The following is an 11478-nucleotide window of genomic DNA, read 5'->3' as shown; positions in this document are numbered from 1 at the left end:
ATAGACGCAGCAAGCAGGGCGGGGTTGCATCCCCGCCCGGCAAAACCGTCCACGGCTTCGGGTCAGTGGAGCTTGAAGGCGAAGGGAATGGCCATCCACGCCTTGACCGGTATGTCGCGCTGCCTGCCCGGCTTGAACTTGCAGCGGCGCGCGGCCTTGAGGGCCTCGCGGTCCAGGGTCGGATGCACCGACTTGATGACCACGGCCTGCAGGACAGTGCCGTCGGTGCCCACCTGCACCTTGACCAGCACCGTCCCCTCGAGTTGCGAAGCCCGGGCGATCTCGGGGTAGTCCGGCTGGGCGAAGCTGATCAGGACCGGCTTGTCCTGGGAGACCTCGAAATCCGAGCCGCCCTCGTCGAGACCCGAGCCGATGTCGAGGAATTCGTCGGAGTCGATCAGCGAGTCGGCCACTTCGGTTTCGTCATCCACCATGTCGTCGGGCGCGGCCTCGACGGCCACCTGCGGCTTGAGCGTCTCCTGGGGGATGTCGGGGATGTCGATCGCCGTCTGGACGTCCACCATCAACATCTCATCCTTGTAGATCCGGTAGGGATTCGGCTTGTATTTGGGCGAGAACAGGAAGAAGAGGATCGTGAAGACGATAGCCGCGATCAGGGACCAGCGGATGTACCTGTTGTACTTCGCCTTGAAGAGTTCGTTGGCCGAGGTGGCCCTGTAGGTCGCCGTCGTCATCCTCACCTGCCTAGAATACCACGCCGGGCAGTTCCATGTCCGTGTTGAAGAAGACCTTCACCGCGTTGGCCTCCTTCAGCCCTTCCATGACATCGCTCACCACGCCATAGGGCGTGTGCTTGTCCGTCTTGAACGCGACGATCAGGAAAGGGTTCGCCGCGACCTTCTGGGACATGACCGCGGTGACGTCCCCCGGCCGCACGATCATGTCGTCGATGGAGATCTTGCCCGCGGCGTTGATGTAGATGTTGCTGATGAGTTCGCGTATGCCTTCCTCGCCGGCTTCGGCGCGGGGCAGCTTCACCACCAGGCCGGTCTCCTCGGTGAACACGACGGTCACCATGAAGAAGACCAGGAGCAGGAAGGCGATGTCGCCCATGGAGGAGGTCGGGATGTATGTTTCCTTCTTGGTCGTCCGCGCGAACTGCATGGCCTCTCCTCCTTCCTACATCTGGGTGGTCTTGAGGGTGAACTTCCTGGCGCCGGAGAGCTTCACCTCGTCCAGGCAGGCGATCATCATGCCGTAGTCGGCGTCGGGATGGGTCTCCAGGATGACCACGGTCTTGTCGTTCTCCGCCACGCGCCGCCTGATGATGTCCTGGATGTCGGAGAGCCGCACGGGCTGGTTGTCGAGGGTGAGGTGATGGTCTGCGTGCACGCGGATTGTCGCCACGTTGCTCTGCCTGATCCGCACCGTCGGTTGCGCGGTCTTGCCGGGCAACACAAGGGAGATGCCGATCTCGTCCTGCTTCATCGGCATCACGATGAAGAAGATCAGCAGCAGGAAGGCGACGTCGCTGGTGGACGCCATGGGGATCTCCCCCATCGCCCGCTTTCGCTTCCGTTTGGCCAGGATGCCCACGCGCTATCTCCTCGCGATGCCGCCCCGCGCGGGGGCGGCGATCGTCAGTGCTGCTCCCGGATCAGTTCCTCGACGAGTTCGGCCGAGGCCTCTTCCATCTCTATCACGAAACGGTCGATGCGCGACACGAAGTAGTTGAAGGCGATCGACGTGGGAATGGCGAGCACGAGGCCCGTGGCGGTGGTGATCAGGGCCTCCGAGATACCCGCCGCGACCAGCTGGGCGTTGACCGTGTCGCTGGTGGCGATGGCCTCGAAGGCGTTGATCATACCGGATACCGTACCCAGGAATCCGATCAGGGGCGCGATGGTGGACACCGACGAGATCCAGATCAGACCGCGCTCCAGGAACGCCATCTCGATGGTGCCGGCGGTGGTGATGGCCTTCTCCACCGCCTCGGGACCGCGATCGGCCTTCTGCAGGCCGGAATAGAGGATGGCCGCGATGGGCCCGCGCACCTTCTGGCATTCCTCCCCGGCCGCCTGCACGCCGTCGTTGCGCAGGGTGGTGATCACGGTGCCGATCAGCTTGCGGGTGTTCACGTGCGCCCGGTTGAGCGTCCAGAGGCGCTCGATCACGAACACGAGTCCGAGCAGGGCTGCGGCGAGCAGCCACCACATGAAGTTGCCGCCCTTGACGAACAGCTCGCCTGCGCCGGATTTGCCGAAGGCGCTGCGCTCGATGGCGCCCATCACACCGCCGCGCCTCTCGATGACCATGGGAACTTCGCCGCCGGAATCCGCGGCGCTCGTGGCGAAGCCAAGGGAGTCGGAGGTCGCCATGATGCCTTCGACGTTAGGTCCTTCCGCCGTCTCTTCCTGCGCGAAGCTCGTCGCCGGGACCGACAGGGCCGCCGCGAGCAGAAAGATGCAGATCAACCCAGGAACGGCATATTTGAACGTACCGTGACGTGCCATTGTGCCAGATCTCCCTTTCCTGAATGAAACCCGAAAGAACTCAGTCTGCTGAGAGGCGGCGGGGGCGAGAAGAGGCCGTCCGCGCATCCAGCCGGGCCAAGCCGTGGTCAGTGACTGTATTCGAACCGCCCAAACCGGCCATTGCCGGCGAGTATATTGTGTCCTGAAATAAGTGTCAACGCACTTACCAAGTCAACAGTTTTTGTCTTTCCGGCAACGCCTTAAGCGCTTCCCGACATCACTTGCCGGGCATGCCGTGATCCCAGGCGTTGGTCAGCTCCAGGTTGTAGGTGCCGCCCCCCAGCTTGGCCAGGAACAGGAAGCGCAGACCGAGCGGCATGTCCGTGTATGCGTTCGGGAAAAGACTGCTGCCGTTGCCCTGGTAGACCCACAACTCGAAGGACTTGTATCGCTCGATGCTGGTGGTCCGGTCCAGCTTCTGCCGGACGGACTGGATGGTCTGCTCGTCGTTCGAGTAGTCGTCGTGCATCACGTCGCCGTAGCTGACGCCCAGGTAGGCGTTGTATACGCGGTCGATCGCGTCGAGGAAGCTGCGCGAGTTGATGGGGATGACCTGCTGCTGGATCTCGTCCGGCTCGCCGAGCATGAGGTAGATCAGGCCACGGTCATCGACCGGGCCCGCGCGGCCGAAACCGCCGAGGTACTGCGAGACGTAGGACATCCGGCGGCGGAACTCCGCCAGGGCCTCGTTGCCGGGCGAGTCGGGATCGGGATCGTTCTCGTCCCAGAACTTGGCCAGGATGGCCTCGCGGCCGCTGGCGCCGGCCCTGTCGAAGGCGTCGCGGCGGTCGCCGAGCAACACCATGCTGCCGATCAGGAACTGCTCGTCGGCGGGACGCGCGAAGGACTGCAGGGACCAGAACACGTCGAATTCCACGACCCACGAATTGCCGTAGCCGTCCAGCGGGGCGCAGCTCAGCTGATACGCGCCGGGAGGCAGGTAGTTGACGTCGTACTCCCAGGCGATCTCGGCCAGCCCGCCACCGGCGACGAACGCCGCGGGGTCGATGTCCAGCGCGATGGTGTCGCGCATCGCGTAGTCCAACTCGGTCGACAGCAGCTGGACGAGCAGGTGTCGCGGCAGATGGCCGGCGTTTTCGCGCGTCAAGCCCAGCGCCTCGATGTCGAACACGATCTGGAGGTTGGACTGCTCGATGCCGTAGCGGCGGTTGGGGTGGAGAAACTCGCCCAGCAGCGTCTGTTCGGGCCGGGCGACGTCCGCGTGCGAGGCCGCGATCTCCTGGCGGGGCGCTCCCGCCAGGAACAGCGGGGAGCCCAGCCACAGGCCGTGGCTCTCCCGGCGGGCGGCATCCGCGAACCATTCGCCCTGGACGACGCTGCGGGGATCTGCGGCGCCCGCATCGCGCAGGCGCAGGATCCGGCCGGCTTCGAGGTCGCGCAGTTCGCAGCTCAGGCGACCGGCCTGGTCGGCGACACCCGGCAGCGTCAGGGTGAAGACCTGGTAGGCGGTCTGGGCTGATGCATCGTCCCGCGAGCGGGCGACCAGATCGAGTTCGACCTCGCGGTCCACCGACCCGTCGTGACCTCTCAGGACAGCCCTGGCCGCGAGCTTGCCGCGCTGCCCGCCGCCCCATTCCTCCTGGAAGGCCAGCTCCGCGTTGGGCACGCTGAAGAGCAGGACCAGATCGACCACGCCGTCCTCGCGAGGACGCTCGACGACGTCCACCACGTACGAGAACCCACCGGCGCCCTCCCAGGGGCGCACCAGCGCCGCATTCGCCGGGCAGGCCCCGAGCAGGAGAATCGAGAGGGCGGCCGCGAGAATCGGCGGCAGGCCGCACACGAGGCGGTTGCGCCTCAAGGAGCCGGCGACGGCCCTCGCACGGTCTCCCCTGGGGTGCACATCCATCATCCACCTCTGCCGTTGGGTTCGCCGGTCGTTCGCACGAAGCTGCAGCCTGGAACATACGGAAGACCGCCATTCACGGCAACAGTCGCCGAGGGCACGCTCCATGACGCGGAACGCCCGCCCCCCGGAGGTGAGGAGCGGGCGCCGCAGGAACGTCGGGACCGTCAGTACGTGACGGTAAGACTGAGCCGGTGCACGAGATCCAGCGCGGTCATGCTCACCATGCTGTAGTCGACGATGGCCCGGGAATCCTTGCCCGTGTTGACGATTACGCCGAAGCCGCCGGAATACTCCTCCGTATCGTAGCTGATGTAGTAGCCGCCGCGCAGGTAGAGCAGTTCCTTCAGCTTGTACTCGAGTCCCAGGTTGGCCCGCTCCGTATTGTCCGACGGGTGCTGGAATTCACCGGACGCCAGCAGGGAGTGGTTGCTGGTCTGGGTGATGTTGAAGCTGGCGCCGACCTTGAAGATCGTGGGCATCTTCGCCGGCAGCTCGTCGTAGGTGATCTTGCCGCCGAGGTTCTGGATGACCATGCCCAGACGCAGGCCGCGCACGCCGATGCGGTAAATGATCCCGAAGTCGAAACTCGCCGTGTTGACGGCTTCCTCGGCCAGACCCATATGGAGGTAGTTCAGGGTGAAGCCGGCGGAGAACTTGTCGGTCCAGAAGCGGCTGTAGGAGAAGCCGAATCCGACCATGCCCGCATCGAAGGTCTGGCCGTTGCCCTCGGGCAGATACGCGGTCCTGACCAGCATGGGGTCCAGCCAGAGCGACCGCACCGACAGGGCGAAGGTGCCGGGCAGGATGCGCGGATTGAAAGCCAGGACGGCGGAGCTGAGGTTGATGTCCGCCGGCCATTCGACCTGTGAAGCGTGGAACTCGTTGCCCCGCACCTCGACCAGGCCGGCCGGATTCCAGAACACGGAGCTGGCGTCATCGGCGATCGCCGTGAAGGCCGAGCCCATCCCCGTGGCCCGGGCGCTGGTCCCGATCTGCAGGAACTGCGCACCGAAGGTGCCGACCTTGGCGAAGAGCTGCGCGTTGGCCGCCTGCGGCAGGGCCAGGGCGACGATGACGAGCAATGCGATGCGCTTCATGAAAACCTCCAGATCCGTCCTCGACGGAGTGCGTTCGCACCGGTTCTCCACCGGCCGACGACGTTCTAACGTATAATGACGAACTTTCCGATGAAGTCGTCAAATTGGGCGTCCCGAGACTCGACGGTGTACAGGTAGATGCCGCTTACCACCTCTTGACCGTTGCGGCTCACCAGGTTCCAGCAAATCTCTCCGTAGCCATCCGTTCCGTCGTGATCGAGCGTCTCGACCAGATCGCCATCCAGGGTGTAGATCTTCACCGAGTTGTGCGATCGGGGCAGGTTGGCGAAACATACCCGGATGCCCGTCGGGTCGTCGGAATTCGGGTAGAACAGCTGGAACTCCTCCAGAGCGTCCCGCGTGGCGGGATTCGGGTACACGTAGATGTCCACCCCGTTCTGCTTCCGTTCCTCGGCCGTCTGGGCCAAGGATCCCGGGCGCACGTCGTTGAACGACGAACTCGGGTCCCCGACGATGCCGCTGCCGGTGACGGTGATCGTATCGTCGTCGTTGATATCCATGGCATGATCGGTGGCCGTCACCGAGTAGAAGTACAAGAAGCCGTTGTGAACGTCGTAGTCCACGTACTCGTAGAATTCGACCGCGTCCTTGGCGACATGGGTCGGGGCCAGGGCCACGCGCGGGGTCACCCAGAAGAACGTATCCAGATGGGCCGGATAGCCCTGCCACGGCAGCAGGGCCTCGAGTCCCTCCACGACGCTCCCTTCGGAGTCGTAGAGCGGCGGGCGCAGCTGGAAGAGGCCGAGCGAGTCTGCCTCGACGACCTGGCGCATGGCCTCGGCCAGGCCGGGCGCGGGCATCTCGAAAGTGGGGTCGGCGAGGCACACGGGCGTGTAGCGGATTTCCTCGAGGCCCGTATTGCGCCCGAGGGGAAGCGTGTCGATCACGACCGAGCCGTCGATCAACTCGCGCCGCTGCACGTAAGTGTTGTCCAGGTCGTACTCGGCGATCAGCTGCCACAGGCCGCTTTCGGGACCGTTCTCGACCGAGGCGCCGAAGGGACGCTCCCAGTTGTCGGCGCGCCAGAGGCGGTACGACTCGAAGTCGATCCTGTTGCTGCGCACGTCGGGCGTGGTCTCGCTCAGGTTGTTCCAGAAGACGTGGACGGACCTGTCTGTGGGCCACAGACGCGTGCCCGGCGGCGGCGGCGCCATGCCCACCAGCCAGTGCACCTGCGTCTCCTTGCCCTCGATCCCCGTACAGCCCTTCTTGTTGGCATCGGAGATCGACGGATCCCAGCAGTTCCAGACGGTCGTGATCAGCCGGTTCTCTTGCGTACAGTACTGGCCGGCCTGGCGCCCGCATTCGTAGCAGTTGTCCATGTTGACGTACAGGCAGCCCTCCGCGTCCAGGTCGTCGGCGCCGATCCTGGGAAAGCTCAGGAGGTAGTCTGTCGGCACGCAGGATTGGTCCATCAGATCGGCCGCCCATTCGAAGATGGCGCCGTCCGGGAACTGGTTGGCGCAGATCCGGGATTCGCGGCCGTTGATGCCCGTCTGGGAGTTGCCGTCGAGGTCGAAGAAATTCCCGTCCCACGTGAGAACGGCCTCCGCCGCGTTGGCCAGCAGGCCGGACAGCCCGTTGCCGACCACGAGCGCCGCCTGGAAGGTCAGGGTCTCGTCGGGCGGGAGCTCGGCGAACGGTCCCACCGCCACCAGGAAGCGGTAGTCGTTCTCGCGGCCCTCGGTGACGTTGTTCATGATCACGTTCTCGCTGAGCAGCTGGTAGCGCTCGGAGTCGTTGGTGGGATCGCCGCCCTGGTCGAAGGAGGCCTGTCCCGAGAAGTGGTGGAAGGAATGCAGGGAGATCGTTTCCGGAGCCCGGGCCCCGGTGGGGTCCGTGTCGTGGCTGAGGAACGCAACACCGAAATAGCCGAGCGTGGCGCCGTCGTCCTGGTCGTCGTCGAACATGTAGCCCAGGGTCACGGGCACCCAGGTGTTGTCGCGCGCCAGCACGAAACCGGTGTAGCTTCCGGCCAGGTCGTCCTCGGCGCGCCCCGGCCGGTCGCGGGGACCGATATCCGAATCGGCGAAGAACCCGATGTACACGTCGTTGATCGGCGCGACGCCGATGTTCGTGATCTCGAACTCGAAGCCCACGAAGTCGTCGGCGTCGTCGTTCTCCCACCCGTAGGAGTTCTGTATGACCTTCAGGTACAGGGGCGTGTGGTCGGGATAGAGCTCCGACGCGAGACGGGTGTTGTCGTACATCGTACAGACCATCATCTGATTGCCGATCTGCGCGAAGTCCTCGTCGATCAGGCCGTCGTCGTCGTCGTCGTAGCCGTTGAGGGTCTCCTCGTCGACACGCGCCACGCCGAAGTCGTCGTAGTCGTCGTCGTCGTTGGGATCGGCTTCGGGTATGCGCCTGCCGCTGGCGTCGGTGTTGCCCGGCGGACGGAGCAGGCGGCCGCCGATGGCCTCGTAGATGGTGTCCTCCACCTCGCTGGTGGCGAGGATCTCCCGTTCGTACTGGCCGGTCGACACCAGCCTCTCGCCGAGCGTCACGCCGCCGACCCAGAGACCGGCGGCCCACAGGTACTCGACGCCCGAACCGGCCGGCCACTGGGCCGACGGCGCGTCGCACCAGGAGCATGTCGAGGGCGCCTGGGAACCGATGAGTCCGAAGTTGGTGATGTTGATGTGCAGCTCGCCGACGTTCATCACGTACGAACCGTCGGTGATATATATGCCGTTCGGATGAGGGTACGGATCGACACCGTAATCGGTCATATCCACCCAGGCCAGCGCGGCCGGGCACGTCACCACCAGCACGCCGGCGGCGGCGAGGACGAGTCGCACGTAACGCTGTACACGCAAGCGCGAGACGCTGCGGCTATGAGTCATTCTCGATCCTTCCCTCTACGGTCTGCCTGCACGCATACCGGAGAATGCATATCCCTAGAACTGCCAGCCGATGCCCACGCGGAAGAGACGGTGATCCATGAAGACGCGAGGATCGTTGATCGGGATGAATTCGTTGTAGTTGTCCCCGTTCGAATCCTGGAGATAGGCACCGCCGTACTTGCCGGTTTCGGTCAGGTACGATGTGTAGGCGGCGGTGGCGTTGCGCATCCCCGGGAAGATGCCGGCGGCGGGCGCCCGGACCATGTCCTGGTTGATCAGGTTGTGGGCTTGCATGAACAGGGTCAGCTGCTGGCCGTAGAAGTTGATCTGGCGCTCTCCCTGCAGGGTGAGGTCGTAGGTGGACGGCAGACGCATGCTGTTCTCGATCAGCGGATCCTGTTTGCGCGCGTAGCGGTCGAAGGGCGTCCAGGGGAAGCCGCTGCCGTAGGAGAAGGTCACCGAGCCGGACCAGGACTGCGGTTCCGCCAACCTGAGGGACAGGTGGAATACGTGCCGCTGATCCCAGTTCAGCGGCAGTTCCTGGTTGGGCAGGAACTCCAGGCCTTCGGGGTTGGCGCCGAACTGCTGCGAACTGGCCACGCCGTCCGCGTAGGAGAAGGTGTAGGCCAGGTCGAACGCGAAGTTGTTGGAAAACCTCTTGTTCAGGGTGAACTCGACACCGCGTGCCGAGGCATAGGCCTTGTTGATGTACCGCGGCAGGGTGTTGCCCGTCTCCTCGTCGGTCACGGTGGTCGAGGCGATGAGATCGTAGATGTCGCGCGAATAGATGGCGACGGAGCCGGCGAGATAGTCGGTGAACTGGTGCTTGACGCCGGCCTGGTAGGCGATGGTGGTCTCGGCCTTGAGGTTCGGGTTGCCGAGCACGCCGGTGTTGCCGACCGCGTCCTGGCTGCTGAACAGCAGGTTTCGCGACGGGAACTGGATGAAGCGTCCGTAGGAGAAGTTGAAGCCGTCGCGTTCGGTGATCGGGAACGCGAAACCGAGACGCGGCGAGAACTGGTGCTTGTACTTGATGATGTTCTTGTCGACATCTTCGTTGTCGAGCAGGATCTCGGCCGCCGATCCCGGCGAGAACAGGTCCCAGCGGAAACCGTAGTTCATGACCATCCCCTCGTACTCCCAGCGGTCCTGGATGAACCAGGAAGCCTCGGGGTTGTACGAGTGGTAGATGTTCGAGTTGGCGCCGAGGCTGTAGTCACCGGTGAACCGGTTCTGGCGCTCGACGGCGGGGTAGGCCAGCTCGATGCTCTCGATGTCGTTGTACTGGAGCTGCAGTCCCGTCTTGACCAGGTGCCCCTCCCAGCGCGTGGTGGTCAGGTCGAACTTCATCAGGTAGGTGCGCACGTAGTTCTCCGAGTAGTACGGGAAATCGCTGCTGGTGATGAAGAGCGGGTTCAGTGGGTCCGTGTAGTAGTCGGAACTGTTCAGGTAGAGAGGTGCCTGTCCGCCGAACAGGCCGGGCGACCAGATGCCTCCGTGCTGGAATTCCCACGGGTCCTTGCCGTTGACCGTGAAGAGGTCGTCGTTGGCGAGATAGCTCAGCTTCATGGTGTAGAAGGTGCTCTCGGTGAGATTGTGCGTCAGGACAACCTTGACGTTCTGACCGATGCTGTTGTTCTCGCCGCTGCGGTCGGCCGAGTTAAACCAGGTGTACGAGGAATCTTCCTGCGCCGTGGAGAAGGTGGAGTTCGGATAGCGGAAGCCGTCGAAGCCCGGTTCGACCGCCACCGTGTAGAGGCGACCGTCTATGGCGCGGACCTGGAGCAGAGGCGCCACCCGGCGGTTCATGCTCGCGTTCTCGAAGTCTATTACCACAGCCGGATGCGCGTTCTCGTGCATGTGCTCGTACCAGGGCCCGTAGTAGACGGGCACGTAGTTGCGCGTGTACAGCCAGGAATCGTCCCCGGGCGTCGGGATCATCAAGGGCATGTAGATCACGCGTCGCGCATAGCCCGACACGCTCCAGTTGGGTGAATACCCCTCGTTCGAGACGAAGTTGAGCGTGTACTCGCCGGTCAGGCGCAGGTTCTCGCTGAAGTCGTACTTCCACTTGGTCGATCCCTTGAGGGAGTTGACCTGGCGGCGGCGGAACTGGAACAGCGTCGTGTTGCCGAGATTCACGCGATATTCGGGGCGGTTGGCGACCGAGTAGTTCTCGGTGTCGGTGAAGAAGAAATCGCCCGCGCAGAAATAGGTCAGCTTGTCGACCGGCGTGGGCCCGCCGAAGCCGAACTCGAAGCGGTCGTAGTTGGTGTACGTCTTGTCCTGGCGCCCGAAATCGTCGGTCATGTACCGGATGCCGCCCTCGAAGTTCTCGCCGCCCGTGCGGGTGGTCACGTTGATGACGCCGGACATGGCGGAGCCGTACTCGGCGTCCATGCCGCCGGTGACCAGTTGCGTGGCCTCGACCGCCATCGAGGAGACGCTGATGGCGCCGCCGCCGCCGACGTTGTCCACGGGCACGTCGTCGATGCGCATGGAGACCTCGCCGGAGCGGCCGCCGCGGACGTAAAGCTCGCCGTCGCGCATCTGGACGCCGGCCTGTTTCGAGACGGCCTCCTCGACCGAGTCGATGGCGTAGTCCTGCAGGCGATCGCCGCCGAAATGCTGCTCCGTGGTGGCGTTCCTGACCTCGACCATGTAGCGCGCTCCCTCGACCTCGAAGGCATCGAGGGTCTCGACGATCACGACCTTCATGTCGAAGCGGATCTGCTTGGTCTCTCCCGCCGCGATCTCGACGGTGAGCGTCTCGGGGGCATAGCCGAGGTAGAGGACCTGGACGGTATGGGGCCCGGGCAGCAGGCCCTTGAAGTAGAACACGCCGCTGCCGAGGGACATCGTGCCTCGCGAACCGTCGTCCAGCAGGACATTGGCATAATCCAGGAATTCGCCGGTTTCCGAGTCGCGGATGGTGCCCTTGATGGTGCCCAAGGTGCCCTGGGCGTGAACCGCCAGGGGGGTCAGGACGAGGGTCAGCACCACCAACCAGAGCAAAGTCGGGACGCTCGCTAGACATTTGCGCCGGAGCATCTGGGCGCTCCTTTCAACGGATCCAGTCCGGTTCGAGCATGAGTACCGGTCGACCGGTACCGCACGACGAGGATGTAACGCATCTCGGTCTGTCGAAC

General features: G+C 64.1%; 8 protein-coding genes. All 8 read right to left on the bottom strand.

Annotated features, from left to right (window positions below; all coding sequences use genetic code 11):
• Positions 1-62 precede the first annotated feature (62 nt).
• The gene (locus KJ554_10860) at positions 63-695 is read right to left on the bottom strand and encodes an energy transducer TonB (GenBank protein ID MBU0742836.1); all 633 of its coding nucleotides are present in this window, start codon (positions 693-695) and stop codon (positions 63-65) included.
• A gap of 10 nt (positions 696-705) precedes the next feature.
• Entirely contained in the window at positions 706-1125 is a 420-nt protein-coding gene (locus KJ554_10855) for a biopolymer transporter ExbD (GenBank protein ID MBU0742835.1), read from the bottom strand.
• Positions 1126-1140: 15 nt separating this feature from the next.
• Positions 1141-1557: a biopolymer transporter ExbD gene (locus KJ554_10850; protein ID MBU0742834.1), complete on the bottom strand. Its 417-nt coding sequence runs from the start codon at positions 1555-1557 to the stop codon at positions 1141-1143.
• 44 nt (positions 1558-1601) lie between these two features.
• Positions 1602-2249, bottom strand: a complete 648-nt coding sequence (locus KJ554_10845) for a MotA/TolQ/ExbB proton channel family protein (GenBank protein MBU0742833.1) — start codon at positions 2247-2249, stop codon at positions 1602-1604.
• 463 nt (positions 2250-2712) lie between these two features.
• Positions 2713-4368, bottom strand: coding sequence for a GWxTD domain-containing protein (locus tag KJ554_10840; GenBank protein ID MBU0742832.1), 1656 nt, complete (start codon positions 4366-4368; stop codon positions 2713-2715).
• A 161-nt stretch (positions 4369-4529) separates the two neighbouring features.
• Positions 4530-5462, bottom strand: a complete 933-nt coding sequence (locus KJ554_10835; GenBank protein MBU0742831.1) for a PorV/PorQ family protein — start codon at positions 5460-5462, stop codon at positions 4530-4532.
• A 65-nt stretch (positions 5463-5527) separates the two neighbouring features.
• On the bottom strand, positions 5528-8329 hold the full coding sequence (locus KJ554_10830) for a hypothetical protein (protein MBU0742830.1): 2802 nt from the start codon (positions 8327-8329) through the stop codon (positions 5528-5530).
• A gap of 54 nt (positions 8330-8383) precedes the next feature.
• Entirely contained in the window at positions 8384-11380 is a 2997-nt protein-coding gene (locus tag KJ554_10825; GenBank protein ID MBU0742829.1) for a TonB-dependent receptor, read from the bottom strand.
• Between the last annotated feature and the right edge of the window lie 98 nt (positions 11381-11478).

The organism is bacterium (assembly GCA_018814885.1).
Taxonomy (GTDB): domain Bacteria; phylum Krumholzibacteriota; class Krumholzibacteriia; order LZORAL124-64-63; family LZORAL124-64-63; genus JAHIYU01.
Note: the sequence above shows the minus strand (reverse complement) of the source record. Positions and strands in the feature narration are given on the sequence as shown.

What these genes read in the sequence shown, in the direction of transcription:
- KJ554_10845 (MBU0742833.1), bottom strand. Translation starts at nt 2,249, where the DNA reads ATGGGCGCCATCGAGCGCAGCGCCTTCGGCAAATCCGGCGCAGGCGAG.
- KJ554_10840 (MBU0742832.1), bottom strand. Translation starts at nt 4,368, where the DNA reads ATGATGGATGTGCACCCCAGGGGAGACCGTGCGAGGGCCGTCGCCGGC.
- KJ554_10830 (MBU0742830.1), bottom strand. Translation starts at nt 8,329, where the DNA reads ATGACTCATAGCCGCAGCGTCTCGCGCTTGCGTGTACAGCGTTACGTG.
- KJ554_10855 (MBU0742835.1), bottom strand. Translation starts at nt 1,125, where the DNA reads ATGCAGTTCGCGCGGACGACCAAGAAGGAAACATACATCCCGACCTCC.
- KJ554_10825 (MBU0742829.1), bottom strand. Translation starts at nt 11,380, where the DNA reads ATGCTCCGGCGCAAATGTCTAGCGAGCGTCCCGACTTTGCTCTGGTTG.
- KJ554_10860 (MBU0742836.1), bottom strand. Translation starts at nt 695, where the DNA reads ATGACGACGGCGACCTACAGGGCCACCTCGGCCAACGAACTCTTCAAG.
- KJ554_10835 (MBU0742831.1), bottom strand. Translation starts at nt 5,462, where the DNA reads ATGAAGCGCATCGCATTGCTCGTCATCGTCGCCCTGGCCCTGCCGCAG.